Source organism: Rhizobium sp. PRIMUS64, from assembly GCF_023006465.1.
In the GTDB taxonomy this organism is placed as follows: Bacteria; Pseudomonadota; Alphaproteobacteria; order Rhizobiales; family Rhizobiaceae; genus Rhizobium; species Rhizobium leguminosarum.
This window is the reverse complement of sequence record NZ_JALBGX010000020.1, coordinates 19,879-40,588: the sequence shown is the minus strand read 5'-3', so window position 1 is coordinate 40,588 and position 20,710 is coordinate 19,879. Positions and strand designations below refer to the sequence as shown.

18 protein-coding genes are annotated in these 20,710 nt (G+C 60.9%); 12 read left to right on the top strand and 6 right to left on the bottom strand.

Going from position 1 to position 20,710, the window contains the following annotated elements; genetic code table 11:
• Positions 1-34 precede the first annotated feature (34 nt).
• From MOV76_RS11275 to MOV76_RS11250, 6 genes are all read left to right on the top strand, one after another.
• Positions 35-1,273, top strand: coding sequence for an extracellular solute-binding protein (locus MOV76_RS11275; protein ID WP_182565932.1), 1,239 nt, complete (start codon positions 35-37; stop codon positions 1,271-1,273).
• An 82-nt stretch (positions 1,274-1,355) separates the two neighbouring features.
• Positions 1,356-2,240 (top strand): carbohydrate ABC transporter permease, encoded by an 885-nt coding sequence (locus MOV76_RS11270; RefSeq protein WP_247264527.1) that lies wholly within the window; start codon positions 1,356-1,358, stop codon positions 2,238-2,240.
• Positions 2,240-3,085, top strand: coding sequence for a carbohydrate ABC transporter permease (locus MOV76_RS11265; protein ID WP_012758755.1), 846 nt, complete (start codon positions 2,240-2,242; stop codon positions 3,083-3,085). The genes MOV76_RS11270 and MOV76_RS11265 overlap by 1 nt, the downstream gene beginning before the upstream one ends.
• The gene (locus MOV76_RS11260) at positions 3,082-4,104 is read left to right on the top strand and encodes an SIS domain-containing protein (RefSeq protein WP_247264526.1); all 1,023 of its coding nucleotides are present in this window, start codon (positions 3,082-3,084) and stop codon (positions 4,102-4,104) included. Before MOV76_RS11265 ends, MOV76_RS11260 begins: the two co-directional genes overlap by 4 nt.
• Positions 4,105-5,034 (top strand): PfkB family carbohydrate kinase, encoded by a 930-nt coding sequence (locus MOV76_RS11255; protein ID WP_018446925.1) that lies wholly within the window; start codon positions 4,105-4,107, stop codon positions 5,032-5,034. It begins immediately after the preceding gene.
• A complete protein-coding gene (locus MOV76_RS11250; protein ID WP_113542480.1) occupies positions 5,031-6,104 on the top strand; it encodes an ABC transporter ATP-binding protein in 1,074 nt (357 codons plus the stop codon). The genes MOV76_RS11255 and MOV76_RS11250 overlap by 4 nt, the downstream gene beginning before the upstream one ends.
• A gap of 25 nt (positions 6,105-6,129) precedes the next feature.
• Here the strand turns inward: MOV76_RS11250 and MOV76_RS11245 are convergent, their stop codons facing one another.
• The 5 genes from MOV76_RS11245 to MOV76_RS11225 all read right to left on the bottom strand — a co-directional run bounded on the left by MOV76_RS11245 (position 6,130) and on the right by MOV76_RS11225 (position 11,892).
• Complete coding sequence (locus MOV76_RS11245) at positions 6,130-6,957, bottom strand: glycoside hydrolase family 16 protein (protein ID WP_247264525.1); 828 nt, start codon at positions 6,955-6,957, stop codon at positions 6,130-6,132.
• Positions 6,958-7,007: 50 nt separating this feature from the next.
• Positions 7,008-8,489, bottom strand: coding sequence for a lipopolysaccharide biosynthesis protein (locus MOV76_RS11240; RefSeq protein ID WP_018446928.1), 1,482 nt, complete (start codon positions 8,487-8,489; stop codon positions 7,008-7,010).
• Between the two features lie 78 nt (positions 8,490-8,567).
• Positions 8,568-9,812, bottom strand: coding sequence for a glycosyltransferase family 4 protein (locus tag MOV76_RS11235; RefSeq protein ID WP_018243359.1), 1,245 nt, complete (start codon positions 9,810-9,812; stop codon positions 8,568-8,570).
• Positions 9,809-11,158 carry a glycosyltransferase family 4 protein gene (locus tag MOV76_RS11230; protein WP_247264524.1) on the bottom strand — a complete coding sequence of 450 codons (1,350 nt, stop codon included), beginning with the start codon at positions 11,156-11,158 and terminating at the stop codon, positions 9,809-9,811. Before MOV76_RS11230 ends, MOV76_RS11235 begins: the two co-directional genes overlap by 4 nt.
• On the bottom strand, positions 11,155-11,892 hold the full coding sequence (locus MOV76_RS11225) for a Crp/Fnr family transcriptional regulator (protein ID WP_018446931.1): 738 nt from the start codon (positions 11,890-11,892) through the stop codon (positions 11,155-11,157). The genes MOV76_RS11230 and MOV76_RS11225 overlap by 4 nt, the downstream gene beginning before the upstream one ends.
• Before the next feature lie 470 nt (positions 11,893-12,362).
• Here MOV76_RS11225 and MOV76_RS11220 point away from each other — a divergent pair, with 470 nt between their 5' ends.
• The 5 genes from MOV76_RS11220 to MOV76_RS11200 all read left to right on the top strand — a co-directional run bounded on the left by MOV76_RS11220 (position 12,363) and on the right by MOV76_RS11200 (position 18,945).
• Positions 12,363-13,064, top strand: a complete 702-nt coding sequence (locus MOV76_RS11220) for a sugar transferase (protein ID WP_018446932.1) — start codon at positions 12,363-12,365, stop codon at positions 13,062-13,064.
• A gap of 120 nt (positions 13,065-13,184) precedes the next feature.
• Positions 13,185-14,939 (top strand): polysaccharide biosynthesis tyrosine autokinase, encoded by a 1,755-nt coding sequence (locus MOV76_RS11215; RefSeq protein WP_247264523.1) that lies wholly within the window; start codon positions 13,185-13,187, stop codon positions 14,937-14,939.
• Complete coding sequence (locus tag MOV76_RS11210; RefSeq protein ID WP_183619322.1) at positions 14,936-15,958, top strand: glycosyltransferase family 2 protein; 1,023 nt, start codon at positions 14,936-14,938, stop codon at positions 15,956-15,958. Before MOV76_RS11215 ends, MOV76_RS11210 begins: the two co-directional genes overlap by 4 nt.
• 6 nt (positions 15,959-15,964) lie before the next feature.
• On the top strand, positions 15,965-17,350 hold the full coding sequence (locus MOV76_RS11205) for a polysaccharide biosynthesis/export family protein (protein ID WP_247264522.1): 1,386 nt from the start codon (positions 15,965-15,967) through the stop codon (positions 17,348-17,350).
• Between the two features lie 125 nt (positions 17,351-17,475).
• Positions 17,476-18,945, top strand: coding sequence for a hypothetical protein (locus MOV76_RS11200; RefSeq protein ID WP_018446936.1), 1,470 nt, complete (start codon positions 17,476-17,478; stop codon positions 18,943-18,945).
• Positions 18,946-19,133: 188 nt separating this feature from the next.
• Here MOV76_RS11200 and MOV76_RS11195 read toward each other — a convergent pair whose 3' ends face one another.
• Positions 19,134-19,433 (bottom strand): hypothetical protein, encoded by a 300-nt coding sequence (locus tag MOV76_RS11195; RefSeq protein WP_026188511.1) that lies wholly within the window; start codon positions 19,431-19,433, stop codon positions 19,134-19,136.
• A 306-nt stretch (positions 19,434-19,739) separates the two neighbouring features.
• Between MOV76_RS11195 and MOV76_RS11190 the strand changes: the two genes are divergently transcribed.
• Positions 19,740-20,651, top strand: coding sequence for a glycosyltransferase (locus MOV76_RS11190; RefSeq protein ID WP_018243369.1), 912 nt, complete (start codon positions 19,740-19,742; stop codon positions 20,649-20,651).
• Positions 20,652-20,710: the final 59 nt, after the last annotated feature.

Sequence of the window (20,710 nt, the reverse complement as noted above, 5' to 3'; positions counted from 1 at the left end):
GGCAATGCGTAAATGTCAAAAACTGGAGGCTGCAATGCTGAAATCCTTTAACAAGACGCTTCTGGGTGCGGCCTTGATCGGCGCATCCCTTGCGCCGCACGCTTTCGCCGAAACCGCGCTGAACGCGCTTTTCATGGCGCAGGCCGCCTATAGCGAGGCCGATGTGCGCGCCATGACCGACGCCTTCGCCAAGGCGAACCCCGACATCAAGGTCAATCTCGAATTCGTTCCCTATGAAGGCCTGCACGACAAGACGGTGCTGGCGCAAGGTTCCGGCGGCGGCTACGACGTCGTCCTTTTCGACGTCATCTGGCCGGCCGAATACGCCACCAACAAGGTGCTGGTCGACGTCTCCTCGCGCGTCACCGACGAGATGAAGAAAGGCGTGCTGCCGGGCGCCTGGACCACAGTGCAATATGATAGCAAATATTACGGCATGCCGTGGATCCTCGACACCAAATACCTGTTCTACAACAAGGAAATCCTCGAAAAGGCCGGCATCAAGACCCCGCCCAAGACCTGGGACGAACTGACCGAACAGGCAAAGACGATCAAGGACAAGGGCCTGCTCGCCACGCCGATCGCCTGGAGCTGGTCGCAAGCCGAAGCCGCGATCTGCGACTACACCACGCTCGTCAGCGCCTTTGGCGGCGATTTCCTGAAGGACGGCAAGCCGGCCTTCCAGACCGGCGGCGGCCTCGATGCGTTGAAATACATGGTCTCCAGCTATTCCTCCGGCCTCACCAATCCGAATTCCAAGGAATTCCTGGAAGAAGACGTCCGCAAGGTCTTCGAAAACGGCGATGCCGCCTTCGCGCTGAACTGGACCTACATGTACAACATGGCCAACGATCCGAAAGACAGCAAGGTCGCAGGCAAGGTCGGCGTCGTGCCGGCGCCGGGTGTTGCCGGCAAGAGCGAGGCTTCGGCCGTCAACGGCTCGATGGGCCTCGGCATCACCTCGGCCAGCAAGCATCCGGATGAGGCCTGGAAATACATCACCTTCATGACGTCGCAGGCGACGCAGAATGCCTATGCCAAGCTGAGCCTGCCGATCTGGGCGTCCTCCTATGAGGACCCGGCGGTCACCAAGGGCCAGGAAGAGCTGATCTCCGCCGCCAAGATCGGCCTTGCGGCCATGTATCCGCGTCCGACGACGCCGAAATATCAGGAGCTCTCGACCGCGCTGCAGCAGGCGATCCAGGAATCGCTGCTCGGCCAGTCCTCTCCCGAGGATGCGCTGAAGTCAGCCGCCGACAATAGCGGCCTCTGAGCAAAAAGCACGAAACCCCGGGCGGCGCCCGCCGTCGCCCGGTTCGATCTCGATAACCTGTGAATGAAGAAGGGTCGCCTTGATGTCGGGCACTTGGCTGACAACCCGCGCGTGGCTTTTGATGCTGCCGCTTCTCGTGGTCATGATATCAGTCATCGGCTGGCCTCTGATCGATACCGTCGGCCTCTCTTTCACCGACGCCAAGCTCGTCGGCACGGAAGGAAACTTCGTCGGCATCGACAACTACGCGACGATGATCTCCGGCTCGAATTTCCAGCGCACGCTGATCACCACCGCATGGTTCGCAATCGTCTCGGTCGCCGCCGAAATGGTGATCGGCGTTCTGGCAGCCCTGCTGCTGAACCAGCAGTTTCGCGGCCGCACCGCGCTTCGCGCCCTGATGATCCTGCCCTGGGCACTGCCGACCGTCGTCAACGCCACGCTCTGGCGGTTGATCTACAATCCGGAATACGGCGCACTGAACGCCGCGCTGACCCAACTCGGCCTGCTGGAGGCCTACCGCTCCTGGCTCGGAGAACCGGGCACGGCGCTGGCGGCCCTCATCGTCGCCGACTGCTGGAAGAATTTTCCGCTGGTGGCGCTGATCGCACTGGCCGCACTCCAGGCCGTGCCGCGCGACATCACCGCCGCCTCGCTGGTCGACGGCGCCGGCGCTTTCGCCCGCTTCCGCTTCGTCATCCTGCCCTATCTCGCCGGCCCGCTGATGGTGGCCCTGGTGCTGCGCACGATCGAAGCCTTCAAGGTCTTCGATATCATCTGGGTCATGACCCGCGGTGGCCCGGCCAACAGCACGCGCACGCTGTCGATCCTGGTCTACCAGGAAGCCTTCTCCTTCCAGCGGGCAGGCTCGGGGGCATCACTGGCATTGATCGTCACGCTGCTGGTCACGCTGCTTGCTGCCGGCTACGCCGCTCTGGTGCGCAAGACCGCCGGGAGTGCGGCCTGATGGAACGCCAGAGCCCACTCTTTTCTGTTTTCATTCATCTCTGCGCGCTGCTGCTTGCCGCCGTCATCCTGGCGCCGATCCTGTGGCTGTTCATCATGAGCATCTCGCCGGCCGCCGACCTTGCCGCAAAGCCGCTGCGCTGGTGGCCGCAGACGGTGGATTTCTCTCGCTACGGCGTACTGCTTTCGACGATCGAAAACAGCGCCGGCGCCGCCTTCACCTCGTCGCTGCGCAACAGCATCGAAGTGGCGGGCATGGCGACGATCGCCGCCATCGCGCTCGCCATTCCGGCCGGCTGGGCTGTGTCGCGCACACCTTCGGTCGGCTGGTCGCTGTCGATGGTGATCGCCACCTACATGTTGCCGCCGGTCGCGCTCGCCGTGCCGCTCTATATGGGCCTCTCCCATCTCGGCATGCTGAACAACGTCTTCGGCCTCGCCCTCGTCTATCTGACAATTCTCGCGCCCTTTACCACCTGGCTGATGAAATCGGGTTTCGATTCCATCCCGCGCGAGATCGAATCTGCCGCGATGATCGACGGCGCCGGCCTGTTCCAGACGCTGCGGATCATCACGCTGCCGCTCGCCGCCCCCGTGATGGCGACGTCAAGCCTCTTTGCCTTCCTGCTTGCCTGGGATGAATTCTTCTATGCGCTGCTCTTCACCTCGGACCAGCGCGCCAAAACGCTGACCGTAGCCATCGCCGATCTCGCCGGCGGCCGCGTTTCCGATTATGGACTGATCGCGACGGCAGGCGTGCTCGCCGCCCTGCCACCGGTGCTGATTGGTCTTGTCATGCAACGCGCCCTGATTTCGGGGCTCACCAGCGGCGGCGTCAAGGGATGAACATGACAGCAGAAAGAACCCGGCCGGCCGGGCTTGCCGCGATTGATCGCGAAATGGCCCGCCAACATGCCGATGCGATCGCTTCCTATGAAGCGGCCCAGCCGACGGCGGCCAGGGCCGCCGCCTCGCTGAAGAAGACCGGCAGGCTGCTACTCATCGGCATGGGCGGTTCGCATGCCGTCAACCGCGCCGTCGAGCCGCTCTATCGTGCATGCGGCATCGATGCCCTCGCCTTGCCGCTGTCCGAGCAGCTCGGCCAGCCGTTGCCGATCGCCGGCAGGACGATCTTCGTCACCTCGCAATCCGGCGAAAGCGCCGAGGTTCTGCGATGGTTTAACGAAACCGGCGGCACCGAGGAGACCTTCGGCCTGACGCTCGAAGGCAACTCCTTCCTCGCAAGAACCGCCCCGTCACTCATTGGCGCCGGCGGCACCGAGCTTGCCTTCGCCGCGACCCGGAGCCTGACGGTGACCTTCGCCCTGCATCTGGCAATCCTCGCCGCCCTCGGCGAAGATCCAGACGCCGCGATTGCCGCCCTCAAGGCACCGGAAGACCATGACATCGCCGCCGCGCTCACCGCGCTCGAAAATGTCGCGACCATCGTCACGTCAGGCCGCCGGCTGCAGGGTATCGCCGAGGCGCTGGCGCTCGGATTGACGGAACTGTCGCGTCGTCCCTGCTTCTCGCTCGAAGGCGGCCAGCTGCGCCACGGACCGATGGAGATGCTGGGGCCGGAGATCGGCGTCGTGCTGTTTCGCGGCTTCGACGAGACGGCCGGCCTGGTGACGGCAATGGCGACATCCGCTGTCGAGACCGGCGCCCCCGTCATCCTTTTCGACGCCTCGGGCGAAGCGTCGGTCGCCGGCGCGGTGACGATCCGATTCGCCCGGGCAACCGGTCTTGCTGCGATCTTCGCCATGCTGTCGGTCGCCCAGCGGCTGATGATCGCCTTTGCCGACGCCCGCGTGGAGAATGCCGGAACGCCGGTCCGCTCCACCAAGATCACCCGGAGCGAATGAATGCGGCCGCTTGCAGTCATCGGCAACGTCAACATCGACCTGATCCTTGGACCGGCCGCCCCCTGGCCAAAGGCCGGGACGGAAATCATCGTCGATCATGATGAGTTACGGGTCGGCGGCGCCGCCGGCAACAGCGCGCTCGCCTGGCAAGCGCTTGGCGTCGAATTCGAGATCGCCGCCAATATCGGCAGTGACCAGTTTGGCCGCTGGCTGAGCGAAGCCTTCGGCCACCGTTCCGACAAGTGGCCGGTACATCCTGAGAAAACGACGCTCTCCGTCGGCATCACCCATCCGGACGGCGAGCGCACCTTCTTCACGACAAAAGGCCACCTGCCGCGCTTCAGCCTGGCGGATGTCTTCGCGGTCATCGACGGCGCTAGGCTGCAGGGCGGCTACGCCCTTCTCTGCGGCTCGTTCCTGACCGATGACCTGACAGCGGATTATGACGCCTTCTTCGACTGGGCCGACAGCCATGGTATCACCGTCGCGCTCGATACCGGCTGGCCGCTCGACGGCTGGACAGACGAGAATTGTGCAGCGACACGCGCATGGCTCTCTCGCAGCGGTATCGCGCTTCTGAACGAGGTCGAATCGACGACACTTGCCGACATTGCCGATCCGGTCGAGGCGGCCCGTCACATCAGGTCGCATATGCCGGAGGGTGCGATCATCGTCGTCAAGCGCGGCCCGGACGGCGCTCTCGCGATCGGGCCGGACGGCCTGCTGGTTTCGGTGGCTGCACCCGTTGTCGAGGTCGTCGATACGATCGGCGCCGGCGATGTCTTCAACGCCGCCTTTCTCGCCGCGCTCGCAAGCGATGAGCCGCTGATTTCTTGCCTGCAGGCGGGAACCGCAGTCGCCTCGCGCGCCATATCCACCCTTCCCCGCAACTATGGCGGCCCATCATCTCCCGAGGAGCCTGTGCGATGAGCGCGCTCGAAATTCAGAACATCCGCAAGACCTATGGCGATGTCGACACGCTGAAAGGTATCGACATCTCGTTGGAAAGCGGCGAGTTCCTGGTGCTGCTCGGCTCCTCCGGCTGCGGCAAATCCACCCTGCTGAACATCATCGCCGGCCTTGCCGAGGCCACGAGCGGCGATGTCAGGATCGGCGGCCGCTCGGTGCTCAGCGTGCATCCAAAGGACCGCGATATCGCCATGGTCTTCCAATCCTACGCGCTCTATCCCAATCTGACGGTGCACCGGAACATCGGCTTCGGCCTGGAAATGCGCAAGGTGCCGGCGCCGGAGCGCGACAATGCCGTGCGCGATGCCGCAAAGCTCCTGCAGATCGAAAACCTCCTCGACCGCAAGCCGAGCCAGCTTTCCGGCGGCCAGCGCCAGCGCGTTGCGATCGGCCGTGCGCTGGTGCGCAAACCTGAGGTATTCCTCTTCGACGAGCCGCTCTCCAACCTTGACGCCAAGCTGCGCATGGAGATGCGCACCGAGATCAAGCGGCTGCATCAGATGCTGAAGACCACGGTCGTCTATGTCACCCATGACCAGATCGAAGCAATGACGCTTGCAAGCCGCATCGCCGTCATGCGCGACGGCCGCATCGAGCAGCTGGGCACGCCGGAGGAGATCTACAACCATCCGGCAACGCTCTATGTCGCGACCTTCGTCGGCGCGCCGCCGATGAACCTGCTGAAGGCAACGGTGCGTGACGGCCGCCTGGCGCTTTCAGGCTCCGATGCCAGCCTGCCCCTGCCCGCCCGCTTCCGCGAGACGGCCGGCGATGGCCGCGAACTTATCCTCGGCATTCGTCCCGAGGCGCTTCGCACAGACGGCACCGGCCCATCGATCGAGGCAATCCTTGAGGTGGCAGAGCTGACCGGCCCGGAACTCGTCGTCACCGCCCTTGCCGGAAATCAGCGCCTGATGGCCTGCCTGCCGCCACGCACGCCAATCCGCGACAACGAAAAGCTCACCCTCTTTTTCGACAAGGAAGCAATGCATCTCTTCGACCCGCAAACCGGCCTCAGCTGCGGCCGTTAGCGACGGAACGGCTATCCCCGGCTGTTCAATTTGCCGCGTCGGTGGGCTTGCGCTGGTAGACGTGAATATAGTCGACAAGCAGAATGGAAGGATTCGGCGTTTCATCGATCGGCCAACCCGAGCCGAGTGCCAGGTTCACCAGCGGATAGAACGGCATGTGGAATTCCTTCGGCGTGTCGAAGCTCCAGATGAACTGACGGTCGAGATAAAAGCTCGTCTTGTCAGCTTGGATATCGACGCCGTAGGTGTGATATTCGCTGTTCAGAATTCCGTCCTGGACGGTTTGCCAATGGCCACCGGTGCTGTTCTGGCCGCCCTGGCTCTGACGCCAGATATGGAAGCCCATGCTGAATTCGTAGGGCGCGCGCCCATAGTATTCCAGCACGTCGATCTCGGAGGTGTATTTCGACCGGTCGAGCCCGATGAGCCAGAAGGCTGGCCAGACGCCCTTGCCCGGCGGCAGCTTCATCCGGGCTTCGAAATAACCGAATTGCTGCGAGAATCCTTCGCCTTTCGGGTTCACCGACGACAACAGGCCCGAGCGCCAGGTTCCATCGGCCTCCTTGCGCGCTTCGATCTTCAGAATTCCCTGATCGGTGGTAAACGGAAAGCCGGGGGCTGGATCAGTGAAACGGGCGTCACCGAAATCGCCGTTCCAGGGCGTATGGGCGATCCAGCGGGAGCTTCTCTCTCCCCAGGCCGAGACGTCGAGACTGTCGAAACTCTCCTCGAACGTTAGCTGATACGCATCGATATTGAGTGGTTGCTGAGCCACGCTGGGCTGGCCGGGCAACGCCCCCAGACCGAGAACGATGAGCAAACCCAGAGCCTTAGAAGATATCCCGTAACGCATTCTGCTCCTCCGAAAACGCCAAACCAATCGTTGGACTACACTTGTCTCGATCAAAAGGTGAGAACCCCGTTTCGTCGCGGCATGAGCCTTTGGACGACAATGGTCTCGATGCCGTCGGGCCTTCCCAGAATCTGCCACAGCAGCAACGCGAAGGCCCAGAAGATCGCTACTGCCGCCCCGCCGCAAAGCGCCAGGCTGACGACAAGGTTGAGGCCGACAGGCATGGCGGAGAGCATCGGCTCGATCCACAGCAGGAAAGCGATCATCGGCAAGCTTGCGGCCAGAGGCCGTAAAAAGGCGTGCAACTGAGCGGCAACCGTCGCGCCGATCAGCCGTCGCGTGATGATGAGCGATGCGGCATAGGCGACAAGCACCGCCACGATCCGCGCGCCCAGTGCTCCTGCCACCTGAAAATAGGCAATGCCCAGGATGGTGACCGGAACCCTGACAGCGAACTCGGCAAACATCCGGAGAGCGAGATAGCGGGTTTTGTTCAGGACCATAGCCAATGGCGGCATCATGTTCGTGGGAAGACCGAGCAAACTGACGATGCACAGCCATTGCAGAATCGGCGCCGCAGATGCCCATTTCTCGCCGACGATAATCCGCACGGCCGGCTCGGCAAGCAGGGCGAGCGCGATGAGGATGGGCGCTGCCACGAAGGTGATCGCGTTCGTCGCCTTCAGATAGGCAGCGATCAGATTACGACGGTCATCGACGGTCGAGAATGCCGCCATCAGCGGACGCAACAATGGCCCGACGAAGGTCTGGTATGGAATACCGGCGATATTGTCGGCGACGCTGAAGGCGCCGAACGTCGACAAGCCGGTAAAGCGCGGCAAAAGCAGCCGGTCCAGTTGCCAGTTGATCGAACTCAGCACCTGCGAGACGGTGTTCCAACTGATCATGTCCTGAAAGTGCTTCCACTCGGAAAGGCTGAACCTCGGTCGCATCGGCGCAAAGACATATGAGGTGACCGCCGCGGCGGTCGGGCCTGCAACCGCGCCGATCGCCAGCCCCCAATAGCTGCCGGTCGCGACCGCCACCCCGACACCGAATAGCAGCGTCGACCCCTTGGTGATGAGATCGAGTGCGAACTCGCGTTTAAAATCGAACCGCTGCATGAAGAGAACCATGCGCGGGCTGATCACACTGCGCATGGCAGGCGCGATGGAGAGCACGGCGACAAGAGAGAAAAGCCGGGAATCGTCATAGATCAAAGCCATCGGCCAGGAGATGATCATCATCAGCGTGCTGATGGCCACGCCTCGAAGCAGGCTGAGGGTAAGGGCCGTGGCAAACATATCGTCCGAAGGCGACGGCTGACGCATCAGGGCCTGCGTCAGCGGCAGGTCCAGGATTGTCTCGACGATGACCAGAACCGAGGTCGCGATGGCGACCAGGCCGAAATCCGCTGGGCTCAAAAGCCTTGCGAGGATCAGGAGGCTGACGAAATCGAGCAGTCGCGCCAGGAATTTTCCGCTGATGGTCCAGATACTCGCCGTCGCCGTCCTCTGAGATACGCTTGACATGATCTATCTTCTATTCCTCGTCGGCGGATTGAGGCGGTTTCGGTCGCAGCGGCAAGGCAGGCAGCTCCGGCCTTCCCATCAGCCCGGCCGTCTTCTGAAGACGTCGGCGGATCGGTCGCCATGGGTGGACAGTTGTTGCTCAATGAGACCGGACAGACGGTCGCGGAACACGGCGGAAGAAAATTTCAGCGAGTGCGCACGGATTGCATGCGGATCGATATCGTCCTCCACCTCTTCGAACGCCGCCATCGTTTCCAACAGAGCTTCCGTGGTCTGCTGCCCGAAGCGAAACCCGACCTGCGGCGAGGAAACGGTTTCTCTGGCGCCGCCGGCGTCGAAAGCCAGGACCGGCCGCCCTGACGCCATGGCTTCCACCGGAAGGATGCCGAAATCCTCCGTGCCCGGAAACAACAGGGCGCGGCATCGCGACAGGTGGTCGCGCAGAACGTTGAAGGGCTGATGGCCGAGAAACTCAACGGTCGGTCCGGCGATCGACTTCAGATAAGCCAATTGCTCTCCCTCGCCGATCACGACCAGCTTCCGCCCGGCCTCGGTGCAGGCGCGAACGGCAATATCCGGCCGCTTGTAAGTGGTCAGCTGTCCCGCATAGAGATAGAATTCGCCTTTTCCCTTCCCCACCGCAAAATCGTCAGTCGCAACGGGCGGATGGATAACGATGGATTCCCGATCGTAGAAGCGGCGGATGCGGCTTGCGACATAATCGGAATTGGCGACGAACACATCGACCCGCGAGGACGTCGTCACGTCCCAGGCGCGCAGCATGGGCGCAGTGATCGACATCAAGGCGCGACCCACCCAGGGCAGGCCATGACGGTAGACATGGAACTGATCCCAGATGTAGCGCATCGGCGAGTGGCAGTAGCAGACATGCAGCGCGTCGGCGCGCGTGATGATGCCCTTGGCGGGTCCGGATTCGCTCGACAGCACGAGATCGTACTCCTGCAGATCGAACTGCTCGAGCGCGAAGGGCATCAGCGGCAGCATCTTGGTATAATGCCGTTGCGCGCCGGGGATCTTCTGCAGGAAGGACGTGCGGATGTTCCGCGTCTTCAGAAAATCGCTGATGCGATCCCGGTTGCAGACGAGGGTGAAGATGTCGGCCTGCGGAAACATGCGGCACAGCTCTTCGACGACTTTCTCGCCGCCGCGCATCGAAACCAGCCAATAATGCACGATGGCGACACGAAGCTGCTTGGTATCGCTCGCGCCTCCGGCCTCAGTGACGCGTCTTTTCGCCATCACCGGCGCATCGCCGAGAAATGCTCTCGCGTCGGGAAGAGAGGTTGTTGCTTTAAGAGTCAACTCAATACTCCTTGTATCGCCACACCGTCTGTCAGCTCGGGAACCGCATTCGTCGAAATCAGGCTTTGGTATTCGGCAAGAAGCGCGTCGCGCCATTCCTCGTGTGTCGAGGCGAGATCCGGCGACAGCCGGAAAGCCCGCTCGCTCATGGCGCGGACCTCATGCCCCGGCATTTGGCTAAATCTCGTCAAAGTATCGGCAAAGGCGCTTTCGTCAGCCGTATCGCAGGCAAGCGCCATGCCGGCTTTTTGCATTTCTTCGGCGAGAAAGGCGCTGCGCGACATGATGACGGGCAGACCGCTCCTGGCCGCTTCGATAGCGACGAGGCCGAACGGCTCGGGATAGCGCGACGGCATCAACAGGGCGCGCGCCTTGCGGATGGTCGGGCCGATCTCCGCATGCGACTGCCAGCCCACGGCCCTGACGTGATCTCCCGAAGCTGCGACCAGCGGCATCAGCGGCCCGTCCCCGATCACGCAGAGCTTGACGCCGGCTTTGCGCGTGGCGGCCACGGCGTCCTCAATGCCCTTCTCCTCATCCAACCGCCCGATGAAGACGAACTCCTCATTGGCCTCCGCCTCGATGCGTTTGATGGATAGCGGAGCGACGGGATTGCGGATCGTCGTCAGCCGTTCGGGCCGATATCCGGCGCCGACGAGAAAGCCGGCCATCTTCTCGTGCAGCAGGATGATCCGGCCGAAATCGGCCTGATCCTTCAGCAGCCGGAGGATATTGGAGCCGCGGGCAACCCGCCACAATTTGTGCGAATAACTTCTCTTGTCGCAGGCCGTCGCAATGCAGCCTCCGCCGAGCGGGCGTCGAAGGCAGATTTCCTGCGCCTGATAGTCGAAGAAGGCGCCGTTGGGGCAGGCCGTGAAGAAATCATGCGCATGAACCACGCATCGTCTGGCGACCGGCACCAGCGCCTTGAAAATCGCGGGAGACAGGATCTGGTGCCAGCCATGGACATGGTAGACGGTATTGGCGGTGTCCTCTGCGGCAATCCAGTTCGCGACCATACGAACGGCGGCGCCATTGTGAATGCCGGTCACGAAAGCCTTCGCACGCTCGGCGCTGAGCAGGTCGCGGCTGTTCAGCCCGACCATTGAGACTCCGAGGGCGACAAGCTCCGCATTGGCGGCGTCATCCCCGCAAATATAGGTCACGGGGATGTCGAGCCCCCGAAAAAGCTTGGCGGACAGCACCGCCAGCGCCGTCGCACCGCCTCTGGCCACCGAATAGTCGTCGATGATGACCACCCGATCGATCTTTGTCGTGCCGGGGCCGGGAAAGCGGCCGACGCTTGTGGCAGATCGGAGAACCCCGGGAAGCGATGGGCGCATCACTTCACCGAAACCGCGCCGTTGGCACAGGCCTCCAACGCCTTGCGGTTGAGAATGCGGATCTTGCCCTGCCCACCGTCGATGATCTTGCTTTCCCGCAGGCGCCGCAGGCATTGATTGACCTTCTCGCGAGACGCCGGCAGCGTTGCGGCCAGGTCATTTTGCGAGATGATCAGTTCGTCCCCGCTGTTTGCCGCATCTTTTCCGTAAACAGCCGAAAGCCGCAGCAGCGTGCTGGCCAGCCTCGATTGCAGGCTCGACGCCGCATTTGCAATGATCCGGAGTTCGAGCTCTGAAATACGCGCCAGCGCCCTGGAGAAGACCTTTTCGCGAAAGCAGGGATCGCTGGCGTACATGTCGCGCAGCAGCCGGCCTTCGAAGAAATGCAGTTCGCAGTTGGAACCGGCTCGGTATTCGAGACTCAACGTCTGCCTGCGCAGAACCTCGAGCTCGCCGATGAGGCCGGATTTCGGAATGATCTCGACGATGAATTCCCTGCCGTCGGGCAGCATCGTGCTGGCGCTGACCACCCCCGAATGCACGCGAGCGAAGGTATCGACGAGGACGCCGGCCCCGGCGATGACCTCGCCGCGCCGGAAACGCCGGACGCTCGACCGGCAGGAAAGAAATTCGTCGTCGATGACGATGCGGCTGTTGAGATGAATGCTGCCGTTAGCCGATATCGCCGTCTTGCCGATGCCGGCCCTGCGAGCTGATGCGTGTGTCGCCCCATCCATGAGCATAACTCCGAGTACTCGAATAACCATAGGAAATGCTGCACTGCATCATTTATATTGTCTTAATGTGGGTGTCAAATAACATCCCAGAGAGATAGCGTAAAGACCAAGTCTACATTTAGTTGAAAACAAAAATACATCAGCAATCGAAATCAAAATCTCGACGGAATCGAAGATAGATTGTACGATTGAAGACAGGTGCTTATTAAAAAGTCTTCATGAGTTAAAAATAAGCAATAATAGAAATGTGGATATCAAAAATATAAATGAATACCTGCGGATTATCACCTCGAAGTAGGTTATATTGGCATTTGCAATGAAAAGAGGCCATCGAGGACTAGTCGGAATTCTCGAATGCCGTTTAGTAGCATAAAGAATTTATTAAGGATTATGACCTTGGTAACAGACAACAAGAGTGCGGCGCAGCAAACTTTGAATGGTTCTTAATCGGAATATTTTGGAGACCACTGATGACATGGGAAGCACATAGTTTCGAGGCCTGGTCGCGTGTCGGACGGTCCGCGAAAGGCGGCGATCTCCATTCGTCCCTGCCTCGTGCGGCAGGCAGATCGTCGAAGCGCGCGATAGACCTTCTCATCGCGATCATTGCACTGATCCTGCTTTCCCCGCTTCTGTTGATTGTCGCGGTGATCGTGAAGATAAGCGACCGCGGCCCGGTCTTCTATTCCCATACGCGCATCGGCGTCGGCGGAGCACCGTTCGGATGCCTCAAGTTTCGCACGATGAAGACCGATGCGAGTGCTCAGCTTGCCGAATTGCTGCAAAACAACCCGATTGCGCGAAGCGAATGGGAAGCGACACGCAAGCTGAAGGACGATCCGAGGATCACGGCAGTCGGCGAGATTCTGCGGCGGTCGAGCATCGACGAGCTTCCCCAACTGATCAATATCGTGCGTGGCGAAATGAGCCTTGTCGGCCCCCGGCCGATCACCGCCGAGGAATTGCCGCGCTACGGCGAGCATGTATGGGCCTACATGGCCGTGCGCCCGGGCCTGACCGGTCACTGGCAGACCAGCGGGCGCAACGATGTCAGTTACGAGTACCGGGTTTCCCTCGACGTTCACTATCTCGACAACTGGTCGCTCGGCCGGGACTTCGTCATCATTGCCAAGACCATTCCCGCTCTGTTTTCACAACGTGGCTCATACTGAGCATGCAAGGGGAGAGCTGCCGATCATGCCCGAAATCGGAAGATATGCTACTCCCTCCGTCCCCTCCAAGCTGCCACTACCTGGTTACTCCGTGATCTCGCCATTTTGGATTAGGACGATATGACCTCCAGCACGATCTTCAGCGGCGTTTCGCCGCTACCTCTGGCTGCCGCAACTCCCGGCGGGAACTCCCCGCTGACCTTGCGGGATATGCTTTTCTTTCTCAGAATGCGCTGGCTATGGGTTCTGGCGACAACTTTTGCCTTCCTCGCAATGGCCGGGACCTACGTGCTGACCGCCGACCCGACTTTCGTTGCCGGCACGCAACTTGTGATTGTCCCCCAGGTGAGCGGCTCTGAAGCACAGAGGGCTTTCGCGGAAGACGCGTTCATAGAGGGACAGCTAGAGATTGCCAGATCCAGCGATGTCGTCGGCGGAACGGTAAGGGCACTTGGTCTCGATACCGATCCTGACTTTGTCGATCAGACGCCTTCGCTGCAGGATAGGGCAAAGAACTGGTTGATGGGGATTTCTTCTGAACCGGATACGGAATCGCAGGAAGCGGCAGGCACAGGGCCGCGTCAAGCACAACCGCACGCAGAGGACGAGCGGATCCAGGATAGGGCGATCGCCACGCTGCTGAACATGATAGGAATACGCCGGGTCGGGAGTTCGACGATCATCGAGATCTCAGCGGCTGCGTCGACCCCTCAGAGGGCCGTCGACATCGCCGATATGCTCGCCAGGCAATATATCCAGAAGAATATCGCCATGAAGGCCAATGCTTCCCGGCAATATAGCGAATGGCTGGAAAGATTCGTAAGCGAGCAGCAGCGTGGACTGGCCGAGGCTGCCAGCGCCCTGGCCAGCTTCACGAGCAACCCGCGCGATCAGTTCAAGCTTGCGGAGCTGCAGAGCGCAACGGATGCCCGCCGCAGCCTCTATGAAAATACCTTGAACCAGCTGACGGAAGCCCGGCAGCGCATCACCTACCCGGTGTCCGATGCCACGATCGTCTCGCGGGCCACGCTGCCTCTTTCGAAAGCCAGACCGCGCAGCACGCTCATCATCGCCTTTGCGGCGGCGGTCGGTCTTGGCGTCGGCTTGGCACTCGCCATGATAAGGCACGTCGGCGATCGCCGGATCATCCGCCCTCATCAGATCGCTGAAGCCAGTGGGCTGCCCTTTGTCACTTTGCTGGCGACATCGAGGAAGACCCATCTCCCTGCGCGTTTCCTCCCCGCCGGTACCGGCAGCAGCAGCATAGCCGCCTATCCTGTTATTCCGGGCATGGCGGAACTGAGCGCGACGGTCGTCGGTCTTCGACGCAAACGCCGGGTCGTCATTGGAATCGTCGCCGTTGATCCAGGCAGCGGAGCCTCGACTATAGCATGCGAACTTGCAGTGCTGTCGTCGAGATCAGGGGCTCACACGCTGCTGATCGATGCGGCTGCGCAGAGGTCGTCACTCAGCAAATCGATCGCGCCCCATAGTTCCACAGGCCTCGTCGATGTTCTCGACAATGGCGAACTGATCCAGACGGCGGCATTGCCCCTCACTTCGACACTGAAATTCCTCCCCCTCGGCAAGGTCGAAGCAGTGACGCCGGCCATTCGCCTGAGTTCCCGCCGCACGCAGTTGAGCTTCGCCGACCTGAAAAAGGAGTTCGACGCCGTATTCATCGACATTTCCGCATTCTCTGCTTCGCCGGATGCCAATGCGATCGCACCGGAGCTGGACGGTGTCCTCGTCGTCACCTCGCACGGACGCACCTCGATCGACGATACCCTGCGCGTCATCGACACCCTGCGCAATGTCGGCGCGGAGATCCTCGGCGCAGTCATCAACCATGCACCGGAAAGAATGCACTCATGACCTCGCCTTCGGCAGAAGCAACCAGGCAGGACGGCCGGATCGGGCCGGCGCCTGTTCTTTGCCGCGCTGAAGCCATGGCTGAGCGCGCGAACCGCCCGTTGCGAATGGCTGTGGGGATCGCTTCGGCAGGCCGCCCCTCGATACTGCGGGAGACGATCGATTATCTCACCACCCTGCCGGACCAGCCCGAGCGGCTGATCGTCTGCGTGCCCACGATCGACGACGCCGCCGGGCTCACCGAGCGCCTCGATGTTGAAGTCATCGTCGGCAGCCGCGGCCTGACCTCTCAGCGCAACAGGATCATCCAGGCCGCCGCCGCCGATACGGATGTTCTGATCTTCCTGGATGACGACTTCATTCCCGCCGCGACCTTCCTGTCGCGGATGGCGGCTGTCTTTGCGGCAAACCCCGACGTGGCAATCGCCACCGGTGAAGTTCTGGCCGATGGCATCCTCGACGGCGGCCTCAGCATGTCAAACGCCCTGCTGGTTCTTGAAACTGCGGCCGAAGGAGCCGAGCAGGTGACGGAAGTCTATAACGCCTACGGATGCAATATGGCGGTTCGCCTTTCACCCATTCTCGAGCACGCACTGGCCTTTGATGAACAACTGCCGCTCTACGGCTGGCTCGAGGATGTCGATTTCAGCCGGTCCATCGCCCGCTACGGCAGGTCCGTACGCGTCGAAGGCGCCCGCGGGGTGCATCTCGGCGTCAGATCCGGGCGCCAGCCCGGCCGAAGACTCGGCTATTCGCAGGTTGCCAATCCTGTCTACCTGATCCGGAAGGGCACGATGTCGAAGGGCCGTGCCGTTGCGCAGATCGGCCGTAACATCCTGGCGAATACGCGGGGCCTATTGTTCAATGATCGCTTGATCGACCGCTGGGGACGTTTGAACGGCAATTTGCTGGCGCTGTCCGATCTTCTTGTCGGCCGCGCCTCGCCGTCCCGCATTCTCGAATTCGGCAATCCCTCGCCGCGCGAGATGCCTTCGCCGTCGATCGCAACGAAACGGAGATAGCAGACAATGCAGCGCACATCCTTGTCCGATCGCCTCATCTCCGCCGCTCTTGCCTTGCTGGTATTTTCCTGCGTGACCGGCTGGAGCGTAGCCCATGCGGAAAACTATACCCTCGTGCCGGAAGATCAGGTGAGACTGCGCGTCGTCGAATGGCGATCTTCGGATTCCCGGTATGCCAGCTGGGAAGCACTCGGCGGGACATATACAGTCGATGATGCCGGCAATCTGGCGATCCCGATCGCCGGACAGGTGCAGGCGATTGGCAAGACGACGGAACAGGTTTCCGATGCGATCGCCACTGCGCTCTCCGAAAAGGCGGAACTGCCGGGAAAGCCGTTCATCGCCGTGGAAATTGCCCAGCATGCGCCGATCTTCGTAACCGGGACAGTGCAGACCCCCGGGCGTTATGCTTTTGAAGCCGATATGACGGTCATGAAGGCCGTCAGCATCGCCGGCGGCTTCCTTCGGGAGCGCGAGGAGAATACCGTCTTCGAGCGCGACCGGATCCAGGCTGCCGGAGCCTATCGAACGGCCATTCTCAACCGGCGCGATCTTCTGATGCGTCAGGCGCGGTTGCGTGCCGAGATCGCCGGCGAACAGAGTTTCGAGATCCCTGCCGAGCTCGCCGGAACGCCCGATGTAGACAAGCTGAAGGCGCAGGAATTGAACCTGATGCGGCTGCGACGTGTCGATGTCGAAAGCCAGATCGATGCGGCGAGCGACCTCACCCGTCTCTACGGCCAGCAGGTCCAGTCGCTCGAGGCCAAGATCAATTCGCAGAAGCGGCAGATCGACCTCGCGCAAAAGGAACTGGATAATGTCAACAGCCTGGTGAGCAAGGGCCTGGTCAGCAATTCCCGTCAGGTCTCGGTCGACCGCGGGGTCGCGGATGCACAAGGCACCCTGATCGATCTCGAAGTCGCTCTGACCACGGCTCGCCAGGGGCTCAGCGAAGCCGATCGTTCGAAGATCAATATCGTCAATCGGCAGAACAGTGAAAACCAGGAGCTGCTGAACCAGGTCAATCTCGCGATCGGCAGGGCGGCGATCGACATCCAGGTGGCCCAGCTTCTGGGCGAGCAGGCTGGCTACAGCGCGCAGCTCGCTCAGATGAATACGGAAACGCCGGGTCTTGGCAGAGCACAAAAGAACTACAGGATCGTGCGTCGCAACGAAGACGGGACTTATCGCAACATCGAGGCGGACGAGACGACCACCTTGCGGCCGCATGATGTCGTCGAAATCGGCATCGATACGGACCTTCAGACGCCGTCGCCTCCGCTGCAGTTGCAGTCCGCGCCGCAGCAGCAAACCTCGACCGTCCCGCTGTCGAAGGTGGCAGGCGATAATCAGGCGGCTCCCGGCTGGATATCCCAGACGGGATCGAATTAGGGGGCGGTTGTGACCATCGACGACAGCTGGCGGCTTGCGCCTCAAGCATCGCCCCGAAAGGCGGATGCCGGTCTTCGGCAAAACCGATGCCTCCGCCGCTCGCCGTCCGGATCGGGATTTGAAGCATGTCGATAGAACCGATCGGTTTCATCGTTCTGCTGCTTGGCCTGCTCGGCATGGTCAACGGCGCGCGATTTGCGATTGCGACCCTTTGCCTGTCGACGCTGCTGGGGGCGGCGGCGGCTCTCCAATTGCCCGCGCTCGGCGGCAGCAGCATCCAGCCGAGCCATCTTCTGGTGCTTTTTCTCGTGGCCGCCGCCCTGCTGCGCCCGGCTCAAACACAGGCCATGCTGGCCAGCATCGCCTATCCGGGTCCCGGTTTCTGGTTTGCCGCCTACATCCTGTTTTCCGTGGCATCGTCTTTCTTTTTGCCCCGCATCTTTGCAGGGGCGACCCTCGTCTACTCCTCTGCACGAGACGCCACGGGCATGATGTCGACGGTGGCCGCTCCCCTGTCGCCGGGTTCGTCCAATCTCAGCCAGTCCGTCTATCTGCTTGGCGACCTCGCCTGCTTTGCCGTCGTCTCGGGGCTTACCAGGCTCGGCTATGCCCGTTTCATCGCACTGCAGTTGATCGTGGCCTCGATCGTATGTTTTGCCCTGGCGCTGATCGATATCGGAACGTTTCTGACCGACCAGTCCTACCTGCTCGATGTCATCAGAAATGCGAATTATACGATGCATACGGCCGAGACGATCAGCGGCTTCAAACGCATCGTCGGTCCGTTCCCGGAAGCAAGCACTTATGGCGCGGTCGCATTGGCCTATTTTTCCTTCACGCTCATGCTCTGGCTGGAGCGCATCCAAAGCCGTATGGCCGGACTTGCAACGCTTTTCATCGGCCCGACGATCGTCCTTTGCACGTCGACAACCGCCTATATCGCCGGCATCTTCGTTGTCTGCATGTTCGTACTGTATTGCTTGAAACGACTGATCAGCGGCCCGGCCGCGACCCCGCACGTGACACTCCTGGTGATCACGCTATTCTTGATTCCCTGCGGGATCGTCGCGCTAAGCCTTGTCCCCGATGCGTGGGATTCCATCGCCGGCCTGGTGAACACCACCTTGTCGGACAAGCTTCAATCGCAATCCGGCGAAGAGCGCACTGCCTGGAACACGCTGGCATTGATCGCATTCGTCGATACAGCCACCTTCGGCGCCGGGCTCGGCACGGTTCGAGCCTCGAGCTTCATCGCTGCATTGCTCTCCAATGTCGGATTGACCGGCACTCTTCTCTTCGCCGCCTTCCTGTACAGCCTTGTGAGAGCCTCCGGCCGGCATATGTCAGGCGATCGGGAGATCCGCGCGATCGGAAACGCTGCGGTTATGGCATCCATCGCGCAGGTCGCCTCGGCGGCGATATCGGGAAGCGGTACCGATCTCGGCTTGCTGTTCAGCACGACGGCGGGTCTGGCGGCCGGCTGCCTGGCGGCAACCAATATCGCACCACGGCGCGCAAACCGATCGCTTGCCAACCGAACCCCACTGGAGACATCGACATCTCTGCCGAGAGCCCCGATGTTTTCAACACGATGAGGCCCGCTGTGAAGCTCAGCCACCGCGCGGGATGGCGATCTCGTCAAGCCATCGGCATGTCGGCACTGGGTCGACCTCGGCTGGCCGCGCCGCGTCTTTCAAGGATCGCGTGTAAAAGTGGCCGGTCGGACGAATGCGCTCCGGCAAGGTCATCCGCACAAGGATATGCTGCAGGTTCTATGCCAACATTAGCCTTGCGGGCGCTCAGTGGTGGTCGCGACGCTATCTGCGACGGAATTGTTTTCCCGCAGCCTGGCACTACGCCGCAAAAGCCCCGACAGGAACGCGCCTGCCAGATAGCCGATTTCCATGAGCGCGAGGATGGCGATACCGGAGAGCGCGCCCACGGTCACCGAAGACCCGTCGGCAAAAGCCACGCTGCCGAAGCCGATTGCCACGAGGAATGCAAAAATTGCGAAAGCCCAGGCCCGGATGGCAGCCCCGGCAGCGATCGAAATCACGGTTGCCACGAGCGCGGTGATCAGCATGACAATCCCCCTTCCCTCCGCATTCCGACAAGGGTCCCGGCAGCAATCGTCGTACCGCGAAACAAGAAGTCGAAACACAGCCCTGTGACAGGCAAGGCACTCTTCATGGCGAATATCTCAACAATGAAACACACAAAAGCCGCCGGCAGCCAGACACCGATTCAGCTCCACCGGTCTGGACGCCGGCTATATATACCGAACAGGGCCTTCATATGACAGACCCGTCAGCGCAATTCACAACTGTTCCCTCGACTGGAAAGACAATGCCGATTCATTTGTATTGCGGACAATCGGAAGGGTGATGACATGAACAATCAGTGCGTCGTCTACGTTACGGATGTCGAGTATTCATTTCCGACTATTCTCTCGGCGCTTCAGGCTCGCAAATTCGCAAGCCCCGCGACCGATGTCTGCGTCCTCTTGTCGGAACATCTCGATAATTTCGGGGAGCTGAAGGCCTTGCTTGCAAGGAGCAGTGTCATACTGATCGATGCGACCGAAGCGCTGCAGGATTCGCTCGGCAAACTCGACAGTTCGCATTTCCAGGGACGCATCAGCGTCAGCACGATGGCCAAACTGGTCCTTTGCGAGATCCTGCCTGACAATTATACTCAGATCATCTACCTCGACGGTGATACCCAGATCGTCAGCGATCTCGGTGCGTTCGAAAGCGCCACGGTGCCAGAGGGCCGGTTTTTCGCGGCGCGAGATTATACGGCGATCCATGACTTCCTCGATACTGGAAGCAGCAGCCACTATTTCAACGCGGGAGTCCTGAAATTCCATCGCAACGGCTGGATCGGGCAGGAGGCGCTTGAGCTTTTTGCTAAAAATCCCGAGGCCTGCGAGGGCAAACATGATCAGGGCGCATTGAATTATGTCTGCGGTTCAGCGCTCATCCTCGTATCGAACCGCTGGAACTTTCCCAAACAGTTCCTTCATCTGGTGAACATGTCCTCCTTGTCGATCGTCCATTATATGGCGCATCCGAAGCCATGGCACGGAACCTTCTTTCCATGGACCGATAAGGAAAGCCAGGTCTACGTCGACCTGCGCAAAGCACATCCGATTTACAACTCGCTGTATCGCGGAATAAGCTTCGACCGTAAGATGCTGTATAAATACAGGTCGATACGGGCACGCATCGAACACGCAATTGAGAAAGACGGATCCAATCCTCGGGTCCAGAGCCTGCTGGTTGGCGATTACGCAGTATGATGATGTATGGTTGGTCCGACCTGAATGTCCGCGTGACTGAACTCAGCGTCGCCGGTCGA